The organism is Vibrio penaeicida (assembly GCF_002933855.1).
GTDB classification, from domain to species: domain Bacteria; phylum Pseudomonadota; class Gammaproteobacteria; order Enterobacterales; family Vibrionaceae; genus Vibrio; species Vibrio penaeicida_A.
Genome location: NZ_BFAQ01000044.1, coordinates 79861 through 99698, shown reverse-complemented (window position 1 = coordinate 99698; position 19838 = coordinate 79861). Strand labels below are relative to the sequence as shown.

Genomic DNA, 19838 nt, shown 5'->3' with positions numbered 1-19838 from the left:
CTACGGACTATAGCATGAATATTCGTGAATAATATTCACTATTCAAAAGGGGGTTTGCCAGTTTTTCTCGTAATTTCATGGACATAAAATCACCTCAACAAAGAGTTGAATTTACCTATTTGAGGAATTATGTCTGATCATTTTTTATCGAAGCCGCTTTTGCTAAAGCGCTTATTTCCAAAGCACCAGTTTTCAAAACGGGAAAAATCCAAAGCATCTCGCTCTCACGGTGCTCCTATCTATTTTTTCTTGGCGTTCATTGCTATGTCTGGGCTCTCTTACATCAATTTCTTGCCGAGTGTTGTTAACGCGTTAGCTGGCGAAATTGGTTATAGCGATGTTGAGGCAGGCCAAATAGTTGCACTTAATGGCTATGGTGGTTTATTGGGGAGCAGTATCGCAATTATGCTGGTGCGCCGGATCTCTTGGCGTTTCTCCATGTTTGTGTTTTTGGCTGTGCTGGCTGTGATTGATGTCAGCACCGTTTGGGTAGAAGGCTATCATTTGATGCTAGGCTGGCGATTTTTAGGAGGATTATTTGGAGGGTTGAGTCTTGGTGTGGCGTTTTCAGTACTTGCCAGGCTAGACAGCCCTGACCGCGCTTTCGGTACTTTGTTGTTTGTTCAGTTCAGTGTAGGTTCGCTCGTTATCTACGCTTTGCCTGAGCTGGAAAAGATATTAAGCACACATGCTGTGTTTTATTTAATGACCAGCTTCGCACTCATAAGCATGATCCTTTTGCTTAGTTTACCTGCGATATCCTTAAATAGCGCGCCAGTTCAACTTCGCATGAAGTTGTCGGCAAAGCGGCGAAATGTACTCCTATTGTTGACGGCGATTATCTCTTATCAAATTGCGGCCAGTGCGATTTGGGTCTATGTAGGGCTTATAGGTCAGGCGGCGAGTATCTCGGCTGAAGAAGTCAGCTTTTACATCGCTGTGACCGGATTGCTTGGGCTATTGGGCGCTATGTTGCCTGCCTTCAGTGGCAATCGATTTGGTCGCCTGAATTGGGTGGCGGCGGGTGTCACTTTATCGATGATCTCAGCGGTGCTTCTTAACTATTCAGACTCGGTCGTACTCTACATCACGGCTATGTCACTGCTATTTTTTTCTTGGCCTGCGGTTCAGTCTTACTTGCTGGCGGTAACGGCGGATATGGACAGCAGTGGGCAACTTTCGACTATTGCTGCGGTCGTCTCTTCAATTGGGTTAGCAACGGGTCCTTTGCTTGCATCTAGCTTACTGAATAATGGAAGTTTTTCAGTAATGCTCTACACCTGCGTTGCAACCTTCTTGCTGAGTTTTGTTTGCCTATACAACCCATTGAGAACCACAGAGCGCACTCGACCAGCCACTTTGTCTTCACAGCCTTAACTGTATTGTCGAACCTAGCGTTAATTTACTTTTATCAATTATTCAACAGCTTAAGGGTCTTATTATGATCAAGTATGTACTCAACAAAATGCTGCTATCAATGAAAAACCGTTACGATTATGACGTTCGTTATATGCAGGATATTTTAAACACGGATTTTAAGGCGTTCTTAAAGTTCATGGGGTTTCAAACCATGTCATCCCACTCAGGAGATTTACCCGCCGCACCGCTATTTGCGGCACGGTTGCGAGCGATCATTTGGGATGATTGCGGACCTTGCACACAACTTATTGTGAATATGGCTTTAGAGTCTGAAGTGCCATCAGACATGGTGCGAGCAATTGTCGATAGAGATTTGGACAGTTTGCCAGAGGACATCGCTTTGGTTGTGGAATTTACTGACTTTGTGTTGGCTCATAACCCTGAGGCAGATGACTTACGCGAAAAAATAGTGGCGCTGTGGGGCAAGAAAGGGCTTATCGCTATTGGTTTTGGCATCAGTTCCAGCCGGGTTTATCCAGCGTTTAAATATACGATGGGCTACGGAAAAACGTGTAGTCGAGTCACAGTCAATGAGTCGGCACTTGCGCCAACACGAACATCCGATTGGACATAGAGGCCTCTTATTCTAATCGCCTCCATCCCCAATGTTTTCATGGCATACGGACCTTACCCACAAGAAAGCTTAGCTCTGAAAAGTAGGAAAGAAATCATCACAAAGTAGGATAGTCCACTTTATGGCTAACCCGTAATCTGGAGTTCAGGAATAACAGCAAAGGAGCAGTGCACATGTGGAAAAAACCCGCTTACAAGGAACTTCGCTTGGGTATGGAAGTGACGTTATACATCAGTAACCGCTAGGTCGACAGATTCTAGACGCGATATGAGAAGACAGGGCTTGCTTCTATGGATGAGTAGTTAAGGTCAACAGACCTTGGGCATGTCCTGTGTTTTCTTACTTTGAACAAGGTCGGCGAGCAACACGGTTAAAATCCAGGGGCAAGGAGAGTGGTATGCATGTCATCATACTGGGCAGCGCAGCAGGAGGTGGGTATCCGCAATGGAATTGCCATTGCACCATGTGTAGCGGTTTAAGAAACGGAAAGATCGTAGCAGAACCTCGTAGCCAATCCTCTATAGCAGTCAGTGACGATGGTGAACATTGGGTCATCATTAATGCGTCGCCTGATATTCGCCAGCAAATCAATCAAAATCCGGATATTCATGAGTGTACTGGCAAGCGTGGTTCGTCTATTGCAGCCGTGGTCTTAACGGATGCTCAGGTCGATCACACCAGTGGGTTGTTGATCCTCCGTGAAGGGTTACCCATGGATTTGTACTGTACAGAGCAAGTCCGTTCAGAATTAACCGACTCTTTCCCTTTATTAAATGTGCTTTCACATTGGCATGGTGGTTACCAGCAGCACACGATAAACGAGCAGTCTTGGCATATCCCTACGGTCCCTCATTTAAGGTTTGAAGCCATAAACTTGGAGTCGAAAGCGCCACCTTATTCCTCTCATCGAAATGACCCTCACTCTGGCGACAATATTGCTATTCGCGTGACCGATACAAAGACGCGTCGAAATCTGGTGTATGCACCAGGGCTTGAAAAGCCAAGTTCGCATATTGAAATGGCGATGAGCAATGCCGACTGCATTTTAGCCGATGGCACATTATGGACAGATGACGAAATGATCCTAGAAGGGGTCGGGAGCGATTTGGGCACATCAATGGGACACCTTCCCATAAGTGGGAAACACGGCATGCTGGCGCTTCTTAGCCAGTTCCTCAAGCCTCGGAAAATCCTAGTTCATATCAACAATACCAACCCGATCTTAGATGAACGTGGCTTCGAGCGATTACAAGTGGTCAGGTCAGGAGTTGAAGTCGGCTTTGATGGAATGAAATTTGAGGTTTAGGGTTCACTCAATCTCAACACGGGTGAACTCGGAAGCGTGAGAAAACTTGGAGAAGTGAAGGGATGAACCATCAAGATAGAGCCATGCGTTACCAAGATAAAGCTATGCGTCATCGAGACAAAGCTGCGGCTGCGATGACGCCAGAGCAATTCCGTGAAGCATTGTTGAGCAAAGGAGCGCTTTACCATATTCATCATCCATTTCACAAAGCCATGTACCAAGGGAAATGCAGCCCAGAGCAAATACGAGCTTGGGTTGCGAATCGGTTTTATTACCAGATTTCGATACCAATAAAAGACGCAGCGATACTCTCAAACTGTCGACATCCAGAGATTCGTCGGCAATGGGTGCAGCGCATTTTGGATCATGATGGTCATGCTGAACAGGAAGAAAAATGGGGCGGGATTGAGGCTTGGCTACAACTTGCTGTAGCGGTGGGGCTTACACGCGAAGAGGTGTTAGCCGAAAAATGGGTACTCCCCGGGGTCAGATTTGCGGTGGATGCCTATGTCAACTTTGCGCGCAGAGCAACGTGGCAAGAGGCCGCTTGTTCATCGTTAACGGAGCTATTTGCACCAGAGATACACCAATCCCGTTTGGATTCTTGGCCACAACATTATCCGTGGATCGAACATCAGGGCTTAACTTACTTTCAGCAACGGTTGTCTCAGGCTCGTCGAGATGTCGAACAGGGTTTGGCGATTACTCTGGAGCATTTTGATACAACAGAGAATCAGCAGCATGCACTGAATATTTTGCAGTTTAAACTCGATATTTTGTGGTCGATGCTTGATGCCATCAGCATGGCGCATGAATTTCATCGAGCGCCATATCAAAACCTTACCGCTAGCGAAGCTGTCTGGCACCGAAGCCTATTTCAGGAATAAGGAGAAGCCATGCATACCAAGAAAAACTTCAACGAAAAATGGAAACGAAACCCAACCTTTAGAATGCAGTATGAGCAAGCTCAGAAAAGCCATGTGCTGCTGTTTCCTGAGGGGATGGTCACGTTAAGCGACAGCGCAGCGGAAGTACTTGCGATGTTCGAACAGGAAACGACGCCGAGTATTGCCATCACTCGACTATGTGCTCGGTACCCGAACGAAGATATTGAGAGTGACATCATTGAATTTCTGGATGTAGCGTATGACAAACAATGGCTCCAACCCTATTAAACCACCGTTCTGGTTACTGCTTGAGTTGACGTACCAATGTCCGCTCCATTGCCCATATTGCTCCAACCCCATAGATTTGGGCAGTAAAGAGCAAGAACTTTCCACTGAACAATGGTTTGATGTTTTAGAGCAGGGAAGGGAGCTGGGTGCTGTCCAGTTGGGTCTTTCTGGTGGTGAGCCATTAATGCGTAAAGACCTCACCGATATCGTTGCACATGCCCACGATCTTGGTTATTACATTAACTTAATAACCTCAGGGATTGGTTTGACCCAATCGCGCATTGATGGCTTAAAACAAGCGGGATTGGATCATATTCAGATAAGCCTTCAAGCTGCAGACCCAGAAATGAGCGATGCCATAGCAGGGAAGAAAAATGCGTTTCAGCACAAAGTGAACATGGCAAAAGCCGTAAAGGAAGCTGGATTTCCAATGGTGCTGAATGCGGTTATCACTCGCCAGAATATTCACAATATAGAAAGCATTATGGCATTGAGCTGTGAGCTGAACGCCGATTACGTCGAGCTGGCCACATCGCAATATTATGGTTGGGCACTCGAAAATCGCGCATCGTTGCTGCCGTCCAAAGCCGAAATTGAGCAAGCGGAATACGAAGTGAATGCGTTCAGAGATGCCTGTGATAGGAATGCACCCAAGTTTATATTTGTTACCCCAGATTACTATGAAGAACGCCCCAAACCTTGCATGAGCGGCTGGGGGAGTATCTTTACCTGTGTCGCCCCTGATGGGAAAGTTTTACCCTGCCACAGCGCAGCGGTGCTGGATCTGCCTTTCCTCAATGTTAAAGATCGAAGCTTAAAACACATTTGGTATGAATCTGAGAGCTTCAATGCTTTTAGAGGGTTTGAGTGGATGGAAGAGCCCTGTAAAAGCTGCGATGAAAAAGAATCGGATTTCGGTGGATGCCGTTGTCAGGCAATGTTACTCACGGGCAGTGCTACTGCAACGGATCCCGTGTGCAGTAAATCGCCTCATCATCACAAGATAACCGATGCTATTTTCCAAGCTTCTTCTGGCTATCACAATGAACTGGTTATGCGGCACATGAGAAACAGCCAAACCATATTGATGTCAAAGCCCTAGGTTTTGAGCCGATATTGCCATGAGTAATTTGAGTTTTCCTCCATTTAAGCAAACTAAAGAAAGGGTTACACCCAAAGGAGACGTATGGCTTTGTTGGGAGCACCCTTCAGGCCTGAGGCATTGGCACTGCTCGAACTTATATCGAAGTAATCCAGAACCGCAGTTTTCTGCCTCTGTTATGGTCAAAACGCCTTCGTATGACGACTGTGGTGTTACCCATGCTGTAGAGCATATGGTTTTACGGGGGTGTTACAAATACCCAGACTCTCACCGCTTTTGGCAACTGCGTTCGAGCCTAGGATTGGTGGAGTTTAATGCCACCACTCGCCGAGGTAATACGCGATTCCATCTGTCTGGCAGCCACAAAGACAATGCCTTTTTAGGGCTGGATTATTTTGTCCACTCCACGCTTTGCCCGCTATTAACAGAAAGGGAATGGCAAGCCGATAACCATGATGGTACTTATGTTCAAAGGGGAGAGCTAAGCGCTTTGTATCAAGAGCTGCAAGGATATGAAAACAATGAACACTTCCAACAGGCGTGCGCAGTCGCAAAGGAATTCAATTATCCTCTGTATTCGGGGAGTGCAAAAAACATATCTCGCTTGTCGCTACCAGAAATTCGCCAATATTATTGGTATCACTACCGTCCAGAGTACTTTTGTATTGTAACGGCGGGGAACTGGAATCTAACGCATATTTGGCAAAGTATTGTTACTGCACTGGCCTACCGAAAAAGCGAGGAGCCTGAAAAGATCCCGTTAACGACTCGCTGGATAAAGAGCGCACAAACTGGTTCATGTGACTGTAAGCTAACATTGAAAATGTCAGACAAAAAAGCGGTTCAGATATACAAAATGCTTAGTGAAGGGCATATCAAATCGACCTTGGATACACTTGGTTATCAATTATTGCCTCTGACGACAATGCTTGACCCAAAGCCAACAATTAGGATGAAAAGTGCAAATGGGGAATACGACGAACTGATTACACGTTACCTCAGCATGTTGGCTAGCCAGTGGACGCAATGCCAAGAAGCAAAAAACATTTGGTTTCAGTATTGTATGGAGCGGCATCGAGATACGATGAAAAAGTGGGGAGAGAGCCTGACGGCGCTTTATCTTTCTAACCAACCATTAACTCATGAAATGCACATGCCCAAAAGCCAAACGGAACCAATAGGAGACTGGTTACCTGAGCCGGTTTACCATCAAACGGTGACGATTTTCGCTCGGCTGCCTAAAGCGGATACGAACCTATACTGTGCCTATGAAACGTGGATTCAAGAGCTCATCCATTATGTGACCCAACATTTTAAAACGACACCACATTCTGTGGCATACCATGAACAAACTATTTCTGGGGTTCACAGCGATATTCATGGCCTGTCCATTCATTTATCTTGTTCTGCACTCATCTTCTGGCAACATTTTGATGACCACTTTCGCCAGCATGAGCCACCGGGTTTTATGCTTAATTTGCTAAAGTCTGAACAGGTGATCTTTATGCCTGTAGATATGCCACATAGCGATGCAGACCGCGCACAGCGTGAACCTTTTGTTCGTATTGAGCAAAACCATGACAGCGTTAGAATGGAGTTTCGATTACCCAGATCCGTGTCGACTTTTCATCAGTGCGCTGCGGTGCAATGGATAATGCAGCGAAGGTCAGTGATAGAAATGAGACTCAATGGGCAGCTATACAGCATCAGTAGCTCAATAAAACCGGAATTGAACGCATTGGAAATTTGCAGTCATTTCGATAAAAACCCTCACCATACGCGCAGAATACTGTGTGAAGAAATTCAAGCCTTTAACCTTAAACACCTTTCACCTTCCGAATTACAGGGTGTTTTTCATGGCGCTCGCGGCTTAATGGCATCGCAACTGTGCAAGCATCAGCCAGAATTCTACAAAACGGCATATCGGTTACTGGGTATATCACTAGAAATGCCAGAGGCAGTGGGCTCGTCGGGGCTCGCATTCACATTTGCTATGTGGAAAACCGCACTCGTTCCGTACTTAAAGGCGAAAAAGAAAAAATAGCCGATTCCGTTTAACGCCTTAAGTAGCGATCAAAGTCGATATTGGTGACACCAACTACGGCTTGGATCCGGTTATGAACCCCAAGCTTTTTCAATATCGCTGAAACATGAGATTTCACCGTGGTTTCAGAGATATTAAGGTCGTAAGCGATTTGTTTATTCGCGCTGCCTTGCGACATCGATTTCAACACTAGTAATTGCCGACGGGTTAGGGTGCTTAACATATCAGCAGAAAAGGCGGGCTCTTTGTTTCGTTGCCCAGAAAATTTCGTATCGTCTGTTGCTCGAATGATATTGGCTGGTAAATACACATTCCCATTAATTATTTGAGAAAATGCGTTCGTCATTTCTTCGCGAGAAGAGGATTTTGAGATAAAACCAATGGCGCCATAGGCGATGGTTTGAAGAATGGTTTGTTTATTTGTTTCAGCCGATATGATGGCGACAGGCACTGAAGGTGCTTGATTTCTTAGCTCAAGTAGCCCGTTAAGTCCCCCCATGCCAGGCATGTTTAGGTCTAGCAGGATTAGGTCGGTATCAGAATGCTCATTTACGTATTCCAACGTTGTAGCAACATCTTCCGTTTGATGGATGGAGCAGTCTAAAAATCGTCCTCTAATGACGGAGACCAAGGCGTCTCGAAACAGCGGATGATCATCGGCAATCAAGAATTTGTACATGCGAATCCCTCTTCCTTAAGGTTTTCTTATCATTCTTCGTACCTACTGACGTTATGTTTAACTTTCATTGGGTTACGGATATTGAAGTAAATAACCCTATTCTTAGTAGTTCCTTTTAGTGTAATCAGCTCAATTTATAATGCTTGTTCTAATAATGAGACATCGACTATATGAGGAGAAGATGAACGACAAATATCCTCCTTAAGTAGGATTAACGTTGCCTCAGACCAAGCTAGACTGAATGTATACATGTTTCTTTAATCAAAGATAGATCCAAAGATATCGACTAAGGAAGAGGGATGTTTTCTGCCAGTCCAATACCAGACCAAGCTGCCGTGGTGACGGCTGAATCCTATCAGCTTGAAGCCGTTAAGGCGGTAAGAGAGCTTGCTGCACGTTTGAACACCCCAAACATTGGGTTTGTTTTATTCTTCTGCTCCGCTGCCTACGATTTAAAAGAACTTGAATCAGAAATGGATCGCGCATTTACTCATTGCAAAGTGATGGGGTGCACTTCGGCGGGGGAAATTACCAGCAGCGGTTATGCGAAAAGCAGTATCAGTGCGATTGGCTTTACCCAAAGCGCGTTTACGGTATCTGGCATGGTGATACCGCTAGAAAATTTTGAGTTAAGTGTTGCGCAGCAGTGCGTCGAAACCCTTTTTGAAAATTGCCGAAGCCACCTAAAAGCGCCCATAAAGCACAGTAGTTTTGTGCTTACCTTAATAGATGGGTTGTCGCCGCAAGAAGAAAATTTCCTTGTCACTTTAGATACGGCTCTGGGTCGAATTCCGCATTTTGGAGGGTCGGCCGGAGACGATGAAAACTTGGCAAATACTCATGTGTATTTCGACGGTAAATTCTATGCCGATTCCGCCATTGTGGTGATGTTCAATACTACTTGCCCATTTGAAGTCTTCACGACGCATCATATTCAAAGTTTAGGCAGTAAGTTGGTGGTGACGAAAGCCGACAGTGAATGCCGCCGAGTCTATGAATTCAACGCTGAGCCTGCTGCGCAAGTGTATGCGAGAGAAGTAGGTATTTTACTCGACGATCTCAGACCAGAAATATACGCTCTGCACCCATTAGCGGTGAAAGTGGGAGGAGAGTTTTACATTCGGTCTATTCAGAAAGTGAATGATGATCTGAGTTTGGATTTTTACTGCGCGGTTGATGATGGCATTGTCGTTACCGCGATGAAACCGGGCGACATTTACGCCAATGCAAAACAAAAGCTTAGCGAAGTGTCTGAAAGGGTAGGAGATTTAGAAATCATTATCGGGTGCGATTGTTTTTTGCGGCGTAAGGAAATAGAACAAACTAACGGGTTAGAAACCATCAAAGCCATTTTCAGTGACTTCCGCATGGTTGGGTTTAATACCTATGGAGAACAGCTCGGTGGCGTACATATGAATCAGACGCTAACAGGTGTCGCAATAGGTCGTCAGCCCAATGTTTATCCACTCTCTTCTGATATGACAGAAGTGCGTGAAAAGGTGGGCTAAATGTCGGATGAAGCGTTGAAGCGCCAACTTGAAGAGGCGTTATTAGAAAATGAACGCCAGAAAAAAATCATCGATTCTTTGGTTCGTCGTGTAGAGCAAGACAACAGCCACCGTGTTGATCCTTATGCCGCTTTTCAGCATTCCGTTGTGTTGGCTGATCAGGTTCGTGAAAAAACAGAAGAGCTCAATAACACTCTGCATGAATTAGAAAGTATCAACAGAGCACTTTCGCACGCCAATCAAAAAGTAGAGCGTGCACAGCAACGTTTTGTTGATGCGATTGAATCTATTTCTGACGGTTTTGCTTTGTATGACAAAGACCGGCACCTCGTACATTCCAATAGTCGATTTCAACAATATTGGCTTGATCATGATATTTCACTTGATATGTCGAGCATCACGCTGGCTGAAGTGAAAAGGCTCGCGCACACCAAAGGTCTTATCGTCAAAGAGTTACCGTATTCCGACTTACATGGAGGAAGGGTTTTTCAGCAGCGAGATAATCGCTGGGTGCAAGTGAGTGAACGCCGAACAGTGGATGGTGGGTTGGTGATGCTGTACACCGATATTACCCTTCTTAAAGAAGCGGAATCGGCAAGGTATGAGGCAGCCATTAGTGAAAAATTACGCCAGTCTTATCAAACGCTAGAAAAGCGCGTACAGCTTAGAACGGCTCAGTTGGAAGACCTGAACAATCAGTTAAGTAAAGAAGTCGATGAACGGCGAGAGATCCAAGGCAGGCTACTAGACGCCAAGCAAGAGGCGGAATTGGCTAATCTATCAAAAACGAAATTCCTTGCGGCTATCAGCCACGACTTATTGCAGCCCTTGAATGCTGCGCAGCTATTTTTGGGATCGTTGCGTGCACAAAGGCTAGGACCGCCCGCCCGTAGGCTGGTGGATTCGTTGGATCACTCCCTTTCCGATGTCGAATCTTTAATTACCATGCTGGTTGATATTTCAAAATTGGATGCTGGAACCATTCGCGCAGACAAGCAGCCTTTCGCTCTAAACGAGTTGTTAGACAACATCGCCAATGAGTTCCATCAATTAGCCTTTGAGTCTGAAACAGAAGTGAGATACGTCCCCAGTAAAGTTGTGATTTACAGTGATTCCGTATTGCTTGCCAGAATCATCAGGAACCTGATGACCAACGCCTTAAGGTATACCGAGTCGGGTAAGGTTTTACTGGGCTGTCGGCGCACTGAAAGCGGGGTGAGAATTGATGTTTTGGATACAGGAGACGGCATTCCTAAAGATAAGCAAAAAGAGGTGTTTCAAGAATTCAAACGTCTGAGTCCTAGAAAAGCAGAAAACAGAACGCAACTGGGGCTGGGGTTAGCCATTGTTGATAAGATTTCAGGGGTATTAGGGCACCATATTTCATTGGAGTCAGAACTTCACAAAGGATCGCGCTTTTCGGTTTTAGTGCCTTATGGCACGGTGAAAACAACCGCCATGCCAGTTCTGAAGCCAAAAGAGTTAGATGCAAGTGCTGTTTTACAAGGCTGTCGAATTTGGGTTGTGGATAACGATAATAATATTTGCATGGCGATGAAGGAGTTACTTAGTCAGTGGGGATGTGACGTGGTGACGGCAGAGTCTTTAGCTGCATTGCAGGTGCAATGCGATGTTTCATCGGATTCGGTTGAACTGCTGATAGTGGATTACCATTTAGATGAAGGTAAAACAGGTTTGGAAGTTGCTGAACATGTGCACCTTAATCGTCCTCATTCAGTGCCAACCATTGTGCTAAGTGCAAATCGAAGCGAAACACTCAAGCAACAAGTAAGAGAGAGTGGCTACTTATTGGTCAATAAGCCCGTTTCTCCTGTTCGGTTAAAAACCACCATCATTAGCCAGCTACATTCGAATTCTCAGTTCCCGTTTCAATCGCAAGTTATTCAAGGTTAATCGTTAGCTCTCCTCTTTGGTTGAAACCAAAATCCGCCCTTCTTTTGAAAGAACTTTACGTAACCCCAGTTTGGTCGAAAGCGACAAAGATATGGTCATCATGACAAAAATCGCAATCATAATGATTAACTGATATTTGATTGCGACCAAGGGGGATGTTCCACCTAAAATCTGCCCTGTCATCATGCCGGGTAGGGTAACTAAACCTATTGTTGCCATTGAGGCAAGAATAGGTGACCACGCTTTTTGCATAGCGGTTCGAACAAAAGGCAATGAAGCATAGGTCGGAGAGGCACCCAGTGAAAGCGCGGCATGGTATTCGCCTTCCCGTTCTTTGAACGCGCTGAATAAGTTTTGTAGCATGATGATATTGGCATTCATGCTATTACCAATGAGCATTCCACAAAGTGGGATAACGTATTGTGAGCTATACACAGGTGTTGGCTGAACAACCACAACACATAGCACAATAATGATGGGGGCAAGACCAATCAATAGCCCCGATATCACAGGCAAAAATAGCGGTTTCAATGGGAGCTTGGCTTTATCGATGATTGCACTTGTCCCTATGCCTGCCATGATCAAAACCCAAACAACGTTCAATACTAGGCTATTGAGATCAAAAACAAACTCCAAATAAGCACCCACCAAAATCAACTGAATACACATTCTTGTTACGCTGATAAATGTGTCTTTTGCCAGCCCAAGCTGAAAGTGGTGATTAATGTAAAGCGGAATGCAAAGAGTGAGAGAGAAAAGCAGTAGGAAAACCCAGCCAATATCAATTGATTCCTGCATAGAAACCTCGATTGTTTTTCCCCTATTTTATACCCAAACCACCACATCTTGTTAGGTCTGTTGATCCGAGTTTTTATCTAAAGCAAATACCTTTAGTTAGAAAGTTTTAATTCGCTTCAAATTCTCACAAATGAAGCTTTTAGATTTAACAAATATTCTACATTTATTTCTGAGTAGGTTAGGAAATGAAGCGGCTTTCCTCGGTTTCTTGAACGCTAATAAAGAGTGTTTTGTAACAAAAAACAATCAAATTAAACATATATGAAACAATATTAAATTGTCATATCTGTTCATTAATTTTCACATAAAATGTTAATTAAACACATCTCTGTATGAGCTCAAAAAAGTGTCGAATAGCTTGCTATATAAGGAACCAAACCATTGAATCATAAGATTCGATTGTTCTAAAATTTCTCATTATAAGTTGTAGGTGTACTTGGTCTCCGGACTTGGTACAGATGAAATTATCAATACTATAAGCAGGCAATGTATGAGTAATGTTAATAAAGTGGAGCCAAAAGAAGCTCGCTCATTTGAGTGGAAGTCTTTTCTCCTGATTACCGTCGTTCTCTTTCCCGTATTAAGCGTCATGTTTGTTGGTGGGTACGGGTTTATCGTGTGGATGCTGCAGGTCTTTTTCTTAGGTCCTCCAGGCGTACACGGTTAAATCCCTCTCCATTTTTTGAACGAATTTTTTAAAGAGAACAGATCATGAAATCGTTTATCGTAAAAATCTGGCACACGATGACTCGCCCTGCCGTTCACATCAGCTTGGGTGTGCTGACAATGGGCGGGTTTATTGCAGGTGTTATCTTTTGGGGTGGCTTTAACACCGCATTGGAAGCGACGAATACAGAAGAGTTCTGCGTTAGCTGTCACACCATGCGCGACAATGTGTATCAGGAACTGCAAGAAACCATCCACTGGCAAAACCGTTCAGGTGTCCGAGCGACTTGTCCTGACTGCCACGTTCCACATGAATGGACAGCAAAAATTGCCCGTAAAATGCAGGCTTCAAAAGAAGTGTTTGCACAGATCTTTGGCGACTTAGGTACCCCCGAGAAATTTGAAGAGCGCCGTATTGAGCTTGCTAAACACGAATGGGACCGTTTCTCTGCGAACAAGTCTCTGGAATGTAAAAACTGCCACAACTACGACTCCATGGACTTCGAGAAGATGAAGCCAGCCGCACGTATCCAAATGAAAAATGCGGCGGAGCGAGACCAAAGCTGTATCGATTGCCACAAAGGCATCGCTCACAACTTGCCTAAAAACATGGACAGCTCAGGTGGCATGATTGGTGAATTGGAGCAACTGGCTTCTAATACCGATTACTCCGCAGGTAACAGCGTAACAAGTGTTCGCCATTTACCTATGTATGAAGACGCTGGAATGACCAAAGAAGCAGGATTACTGAACCCAGCATCGACGGTAAAAGTCGTTGATGATAAAGGCGATGCGGTGCTGGTTGAAATTTCTGGTTGGCGTAAAGCGAAAGGCTTTGGGCGTGTTATTCAGGAAGACTTTGGCCTGAACATCGCTATTGGTTCTCTTCTTAAAGAGACCGCTGTTAATGAAGATCTAGTGAAAACATTTGAAACCAAAGAAGACGAGCTGACGGGTCTACCATGGCAACGTGTAGAAACGAAACTGTGGATGGAAAAAACCGCCATGCTGGGTGACGTAACACCAATCTGGGACAAAGCAAAAGAAGCTTATCAAACCAACTGTTCAGTGTGTCATACACAGCCAGACGAAGCGCACTTCACCGCAAACGGTTGGCCGGGCATGTTCAATGGCATGCTTGCATTCGTGAACTTTGATAAAGACAGCGAAGCCCTAGTATTGAAATACCTACAGAAACACTCTTCAGATTTTGCTGAAGGTCACCACTAAGCGTCAGACGGAGTAAAAGAAATGGCAATTACACGAAGAAGTTTTCTTAAAGGTGTAGCGACAACGAGCGCAGCGTCTGTCATTGGCCCTAGCTTATTGGCATCGGCTTCAGCAAATGCAGCGGAAACGACTGGGACATGGAAAGTATCCGGTTCTCACTGGGGCGCATTTCGCGCCCATATCTACGGTGGCAAAGTTCAAGAAATCAAACCACTAGAGATGGATTCGCACCCAACGGATATGCTGAACGGCATTAAGGGCATTATTTACAGCCCATCCCGCGTTCGTTATCCGATGGTTCGCCTAGACTGGCTCAAGAAGCACAAATACAGCGCAGATACACGCGGTAACAATCGTTTTATCCGTGTAACTTGGGATGAAGCTCTGGATCTTTTCTACCGAGAGTTGGAACGAGTACAAAAAGATTATGGTCCTTGGGCGCTACACGCTGGGCAAACTGGCTGGCGTCAAACGGGTCAATTCCATAGTTGTACCAGCCACATGCAACGCGCGGTGGGCATGCACGGTAACTTCATTACCAAAGTAGGGGATTACTCTACGGGGGCGGGTCAAACCATTATGCCTTACGTATTGGGATCGACCGAAGTATATGCTCAAGGCACGTCTTGGTCTGAAATCTTAGAGCACAGCGACAACATTATTCTGTGGGCGAACGATCCAGTGAAAAACCTTCAGGTTGGTTGGAACTGTGAAACGCACGAATCGTTCCCGTACTTGGAACAATTGAAAGAAAAGGTCGCGAAAGGCGAAATCAACGTTCTCTCAGTGGATCCTGTGAAGAACAAGACACAGCGCTATCTTCAAAACGATCACTTATACATCAACCCAATGACAGACGTTGCGTTTATGTTGGCCGTCGCACACACATTGTATAAAGAAGACCTGCACGATAAAGAGTTCATTAAAACCTACTGCTTGGGCTTTGACCCATTCATCCAATATGTACTTGGAGAAACCAAAGACAAAGTAGAAAAAACACCAGAATGGGCGGCAGAGATTTGCGGAGTAGAAGCGGATAAGATTCGCGAGTTTGCCCGTATGCTGGTTAGCGGTCGCACACAGATTCTATTTGGCTGGTGTATTCAGCGCCAAGAACACGGTGAACAGCCTTACTGGGCTGGAGCCGTTGTTGCTGCCATGGTTGGGCAAATTGGCCTTCCTGGCGGTGGGGTTTCTTATGGTCACCATTACTCTGGTATCGGTGTGCCTTCTACTGGCTTTGCTGCTCCGGGTGGCTTCCCGCGTAACCTTGACCAAGGCATGAAGCCAAAATGGGACAACAAAGATTACAACGGCTACAGCCGCACCATTCCTGTTGCCCGCTGGATCGACTGTTTGTTGGAGCCGGGGAAAGAGATTCGCTATAACGGCTCTAAAGTGAAATTGCCAGATTACAAAATGATGGTGATCTCAGGGAACAACCCTTGGCATCACCATCAGGATCGCAACCGTATGAAGAAAGCGTTCCGTAAACTTCAGACCGTTGTCACTATCGAGTTTGCGTGGACAGCAACGTGTCGTTTCTCCGATATCGTACTGCCAGCTTGTACGCAATGGGAGCGTAACGATATCGACGTGTACGGTTCGTATTCTGGTCGCGGTTTAGTGGCGATGCAGAAGCTGGTGGATCCATTGTTCCAGTCGCGTACTGACTTTGACATCTTCACAGAGCTAACTCGTCGTTTTGGTCGCCATAAAGAATACACCCGTGGTATGGATGAGATGGAGTGGGTACGCTCGCTTTATGAAGACTGTCGTAACGCAAACAAAGCTAAGTTCGACATGCCAGAGTTTGATGAATTCTGGGAGAAAGGTGTTCTGGACTTCGGTACAGGTAAACCTTGGGTTCGCCACGCTGATTTCCGTAAAGACCCTGAAATCAATGCATTGGGGACACCATCTGGTTTCATTGAAATTTCGAGCCGCACCATTGGTCGTATGGGTTACGAGCATTGCCAAGACCACCCAATGTGGTTTGAGAAAACAGAGCGTTCTCATGGTGGCCCGGGTTCAGAGAAGCACCCGTACTGGCTGCAATCTTGCCACCCAGATAAGCGTTTACACTCTCAAATGTGTGAGTCCGAAGAATTTCGTTCAACGTATGCGGTACAAGGTCGTGAGCCAGTTTACATCAACCCTGTTGATGCTAAAGCAAAAGGCATTAAAGATGGCGATTTAGTACGTGTATTCAACGATCGTGGCCAATTGATGGCGGGAGCAGTGGTAACAGATAGCTATCCGCAAGGGGTTATTCGTATTGAAGAGGGTGCATGGTATGGACCGCTGAACGAAAAAGAAGGCGCGATTTGTACTTATGGCGATCCAAATACGTTAACTCAAGACATTCCAACGTCTGAACTGGCACAAGCAACCTCCGCGAATACATGTATTGTGGATTTTGAGAAGTTCTCAGGAAAAGTACCGCCAGTGACATCCTTTGGTGGACCTATTGAGGTGATTTAAATGACAGCACATTTATCATCCTTATATCAGGGTGTTGAAGTGCTACTCATGAAGAAAACAAAAGGTTCGGCATTGTTGCCGAACCTTACAGCCTTTCATTAGGATCTAATTACTGCAGTGCAACAGGAGGGCGGGTTTCACGAACCAAAATAGCTCGCTGGCACGCCTGACGTTGCTTTTCCGTCATTAGCACTCCATTACGCCAATAGCCTTTTCTTAAGGCACGTTTAAATTCAGAATAAAGTTCGTCAGGTAGACCGTGTACAATAAGATTAAAGCTATTGCCGTTCATGTTTTATGCTGCCTTGTCTTCCTGATTTTGCAATTCGGTTGGTTTTAAAGCTGGCAGTGGGTTTCTTGAACCAACGGCCTCTTCAATTGAATTAAAGCCATCTTGTTTAAGAAGCTGCACTAATCCGCGGTTAATCTCATTGATATTTTGCGGTCCGTCGAAAATCATTGTTGTGATCATATGTAGCAAATTGGCACCAGAAGTGATCTTCTCGTAAGCATCTTTTGCACTGAATACACCACCAACACCGATTATGGTCAGCTCACCACGAGTACGGCGGTAAACATGACGAATAACGTTAGTAGAGATACGTTGAAGTGGCAATCCGCTCATCGCTCCTTTACCTTTGGGAAGTTTACCTTGTGCTGATGGGTACTCATCAGGCACGTGTTCTTCATTTCCGTCAGGCTTAGCAAGGTTGGTTAGCACAACACCATCCATTTTGTGTTCCACACACGCGTCAACGATGACGTTAATTTCATCCAATGTAATGTCGGCTGCCAACTTAACGTAGATCGGACGGTCGGTGAGAGGGCGGATTTCATCGTTTACGGCATTGAGCAATGCGTCTAAGTTAGCTCTATCGACAAACGGTTCGCCATCTTGTGTGTTAGGGCAGCTGATGTTGATTGTGAAGTAATCACCAATGTCCTTGAAGGCGTGCATCGTTTTTAGGTAATCCTGAATGGAGTCCTCTAAAACAAATTCAGGTGTGATATTTGATTTTGCTGCATTGATTCCCACTCTTAGTGAACCAAAATCAACGTTAGCCAATCGTTTTGCGATTTTTTCAGCACCTTGGTTGTTTAAACCATACCAAACGACAATGGCTTTAGATTTCACCATACGGAAAAGCCTTCTACCAGGGTTGCCGGGGCAAACTTCGCCAGTAAATGATCCCAGCTCTGCGAGCCCAAACCCTAGTGAAGGGTATATTTTTGTTAGCTCACCATCTTTATCGAAACCAGCGGATAAACCGACAGGGTTACGGTAAGTTACACCATCTACCTTTGTATTCAGTGCCTGATTTTCGTAGTTGAAGAGTAAGCTAGTTAGCCCGCGGGTAAGGGCATTTGAACCCAATGCAACGCCCATCTTTTTCAAAACAGAGTGGGCTTGTTCTGGTTCCATAAGAAATATTAGTGGGCGAACGATGCGATAGAGCACTCTCAGAACGAGGTTTCTTACGCCGATTAGGAAGCTCATGACTTTCTATCCTTGTTATTGGTTGACTTTTTATGTCCCTTCAATTGGCCGAGCTCACTACGAGAAGCAATGGTGGTTTCTATCCTGTTAATACTTTAAATAAAATATTAACCATTAAATATCGCAATAATCCCGACACAAAGAGGGTATTTTCTTTTGTAACCAAGATTGACTTGGTATGTTGCTAACTTTAATTAAATGATAATGCGAATGCAAACGATTATCATTTATAATGGTGTTGGTTGTACTCAATTAATGAAGATTAAACTGCACTTTTCACTCGGATCAGGAATGACTTTTTTTTGAAATCAGGTAAAGTAACGACTTTTGAAAAAGCTACCGTCACAGGCACCGAAACTCTTTTGCGATTTTTTGTGTGATTGTCGGCAAAATTTGAAAGTAATTAGGAAGCAAAATGATTCTAGTAGTTGGTCATAAGAACCCAGACACAGACAGTATCTGTAGTGCGATCGTTACCGCTGAGCTATTGAAAGCGCGTGGACTTGAAGCAAAAGGCATTCGCCAAGGCGAAATTAACCGTGAAACTCAGCACGTTCTTGAAGTTGCTGGCGCAGATCAACCAGAGCTACGAACTTCTGTAGCAGGTGAAAACATTTGGTTGGTTGACTACACAGACTTAGCTCAAGCTCCTGATGATATTGGTGATGCTGAAATTCTAGGTATTGTGGATCACCATCGTCTGGGTGATGTGATGACTGTTAACCCTCTAGAAGCTTGGATTTGGCCAGTAGGTTGTACTTGTACAATCCTATTTGCACTTTTCAAGATGGAAGAGACTGAAATCACTAAGCCATTAGCAATTATGATGATGTCTGCAATTTTGTCCGATACGGTTGGATTTGCTTCTCCTACTTGTACTCAGAAAGACAAAGACGCGGTATACGCACTAGCTGAAATTGCTGGTGTAGAAGACGTAGACTCGTTCATCAAAGATCTTCTGATTGCAAAAACAAACATCGAAGGTTTGTCTGCAGCAGAACTCGTAGAGAAAGACTTAAAAGCTTACCCATTTAACGGTCGTGATGTGGTTGTTGGTCAGGTTGAACTTGCGACCCTAGAGCAAGTAGATGGCATGATTGAAGGTCTAGAAGCTGATCTAGAGCGTCGCTGCTCTGAAGAAGGTCTAGCGTTCGCTGCTGTTATGCTAACTGACATCACGACTTCTCAAACTCGTCTTCTTTACAAAGGTGAGTGGGCAGAGAAGCTCGTTAAGCATGAAAAAGGCGGTATGTTAATGATGGAAAACACATTAAGCCGTAAGAAACAAGGTTGGCCTTGGCTTCAAGGTGAGCTTGCTTAACTCTTTATTTATTAAAGTATTATTAGAAGCCGGGGCAGTTGCTCCGGCTTTTTTAATGTCATTTTTTAAGTGCAAACTATGACATATGTATTAAATCTATAATAATTTCGAAATTTCACA

The 19838-nt window shown here is 44.9% G+C and carries 18 protein-coding genes; 14 read left to right on the top strand and 4 right to left on the bottom strand.

Annotated elements, in window-relative coordinates:
* The first annotated feature begins 129 nt into the window (after positions 1 to 129).
* The 8 genes from VPNCDNU1_RS23085 (at position 130) to VPNCDNU1_RS23050 (ending at position 7620) form a co-directional block, all read left to right on the top strand.
* On the top strand, positions 130 to 1377 hold the full coding sequence (locus VPNCDNU1_RS23085; protein ID WP_104402529.1) for an MFS transporter: 1248 nt from the start codon (positions 130 to 132) through the stop codon (positions 1375 to 1377).
* A gap of 64 nt (positions 1378 to 1441) precedes the next feature.
* Positions 1442 to 1993 (top strand): hypothetical protein, encoded by a 552-nt coding sequence (locus VPNCDNU1_RS23080; RefSeq protein WP_104402528.1) that lies wholly within the window; start codon positions 1442 to 1444, stop codon positions 1991 to 1993.
* A gap of 173 nt (positions 1994 to 2166) precedes the next feature.
* Positions 2167 to 2238 carry a pyrroloquinoline quinone precursor peptide PqqA gene (pqqA, locus tag VPNCDNU1_RS29350; RefSeq protein WP_101115399.1) on the top strand — a complete coding sequence of 24 codons (72 nt, stop codon included), beginning with the start codon at positions 2167 to 2169 and terminating at the stop codon, positions 2236 to 2238.
* Between the two features lie 152 nt (positions 2239 to 2390).
* On the top strand, positions 2391 to 3299 hold the full coding sequence (pqqB, locus tag VPNCDNU1_RS23070) for a pyrroloquinoline quinone biosynthesis protein PqqB (RefSeq protein WP_104402527.1): 909 nt from the start codon (positions 2391 to 2393) through the stop codon (positions 3297 to 3299).
* A 104-nt stretch (positions 3300 to 3403) separates the two neighbouring features.
* On the top strand, positions 3404 to 4186 hold the full coding sequence (pqqC, locus tag VPNCDNU1_RS23065; RefSeq protein WP_104402582.1) for a pyrroloquinoline-quinone synthase PqqC: 783 nt from the start codon (positions 3404 to 3406) through the stop codon (positions 4184 to 4186).
* A 9-nt stretch (positions 4187 to 4195) separates the two neighbouring features.
* Positions 4196 to 4474, top strand: coding sequence for a pyrroloquinoline quinone biosynthesis peptide chaperone PqqD (pqqD, locus tag VPNCDNU1_RS23060; RefSeq protein ID WP_224055110.1), 279 nt, complete (start codon positions 4196 to 4198; stop codon positions 4472 to 4474).
* The gene (pqqE, locus tag VPNCDNU1_RS23055; protein WP_104402526.1) at positions 4446 to 5576 is read left to right on the top strand and encodes a pyrroloquinoline quinone biosynthesis protein PqqE; all 1131 of its coding nucleotides are present in this window, start codon (positions 4446 to 4448) and stop codon (positions 5574 to 5576) included. Before pqqD ends, pqqE begins: the two co-directional genes overlap by 29 nt.
* 19 nt (positions 5577 to 5595) lie before the next feature.
* A complete protein-coding gene (locus tag VPNCDNU1_RS23050; protein ID WP_104402525.1) occupies positions 5596 to 7620 on the top strand; it encodes an insulinase family protein in 2025 nt (674 codons plus the stop codon).
* A gap of 10 nt (positions 7621 to 7630) precedes the next feature.
* Here the strand turns inward: VPNCDNU1_RS23050 and VPNCDNU1_RS23045 are convergent, their stop codons facing one another.
* Positions 7631 to 8299: a response regulator gene (locus VPNCDNU1_RS23045; protein WP_101115278.1), complete on the bottom strand. Its 669-nt coding sequence runs from the start codon at positions 8297 to 8299 to the stop codon at positions 7631 to 7633.
* 299 nt (positions 8300 to 8598) lie between these two features.
* Between VPNCDNU1_RS23045 and nosP the strand changes: the two genes are divergently transcribed.
* Both nosP and VPNCDNU1_RS23035 read left to right on the top strand, forming a co-directional pair.
* Positions 8599 to 9807: a nitric oxide-sensing protein NosP gene (gene nosP, locus VPNCDNU1_RS23040; RefSeq protein ID WP_104402524.1), complete on the top strand. Its 1209-nt coding sequence runs from the start codon at positions 8599 to 8601 to the stop codon at positions 9805 to 9807.
* Positions 9808 to 11721, top strand: coding sequence for a hybrid sensor histidine kinase/response regulator (locus VPNCDNU1_RS23035; protein WP_104402523.1), 1914 nt, complete (start codon positions 9808 to 9810; stop codon positions 11719 to 11721).
* A 3-nt stretch (positions 11722 to 11724) separates the two neighbouring features.
* Here the strand turns inward: VPNCDNU1_RS23035 and VPNCDNU1_RS23030 are convergent, their stop codons facing one another.
* Positions 11725 to 12519, bottom strand: a complete 795-nt coding sequence (locus tag VPNCDNU1_RS23030; RefSeq protein ID WP_104402522.1) for an ABC transporter permease — start codon at positions 12517 to 12519, stop codon at positions 11725 to 11727.
* A gap of 490 nt (positions 12520 to 13009) precedes the next feature.
* On the opposite strand from VPNCDNU1_RS23030, the gene torE reads away from it, so the two are divergent.
* Genes torE through torA form a run of 3 tightly spaced genes read left to right on the top strand, consistent with a single transcriptional unit; the run spans position 13010 to position 16899 of the window.
* A complete protein-coding gene (gene torE, locus VPNCDNU1_RS23025; RefSeq protein WP_104402521.1) occupies positions 13010 to 13186 on the top strand; it encodes a trimethylamine N-oxide reductase system protein TorE in 177 nt (58 codons plus the stop codon).
* Between the two features lie 44 nt (positions 13187 to 13230).
* Positions 13231 to 14415: a pentaheme c-type cytochrome TorC gene (torC, locus tag VPNCDNU1_RS23020; RefSeq protein ID WP_104402520.1), complete on the top strand. Its 1185-nt coding sequence runs from the start codon at positions 13231 to 13233 to the stop codon at positions 14413 to 14415.
* Between the two features lie 21 nt (positions 14416 to 14436).
* Entirely contained in the window at positions 14437 to 16899 is a 2463-nt protein-coding gene (gene torA, locus VPNCDNU1_RS23015; RefSeq protein WP_104402519.1) for a trimethylamine-N-oxide reductase TorA, read from the top strand.
* Positions 16900 to 17008: 109 nt separating this feature from the next.
* Here torA and VPNCDNU1_RS23010 read toward each other — a convergent pair whose 3' ends face one another.
* Both VPNCDNU1_RS23010 and VPNCDNU1_RS23005 read right to left on the bottom strand, forming a co-directional pair.
* The gene (locus tag VPNCDNU1_RS23010) at positions 17009 to 17191 is read right to left on the bottom strand and encodes a DUF1315 family protein (protein WP_104402518.1); all 183 of its coding nucleotides are present in this window, start codon (positions 17189 to 17191) and stop codon (positions 17009 to 17011) included.
* 3 nt (positions 17192 to 17194) lie between these two features.
* The gene (locus VPNCDNU1_RS23005; RefSeq protein WP_104402517.1) at positions 17195 to 18397 is read right to left on the bottom strand and encodes a quinone-dependent dihydroorotate dehydrogenase; all 1203 of its coding nucleotides are present in this window, start codon (positions 18395 to 18397) and stop codon (positions 17195 to 17197) included.
* A gap of 415 nt (positions 18398 to 18812) precedes the next feature.
* Between VPNCDNU1_RS23005 and VPNCDNU1_RS23000 the strand changes: the two genes are divergently transcribed.
* Positions 18813 to 19718, top strand: a complete 906-nt coding sequence (locus VPNCDNU1_RS23000) for a manganese-dependent inorganic pyrophosphatase (RefSeq protein WP_104402516.1) — start codon at positions 18813 to 18815, stop codon at positions 19716 to 19718.
* Positions 19719 to 19838: the final 120 nt, after the last annotated feature.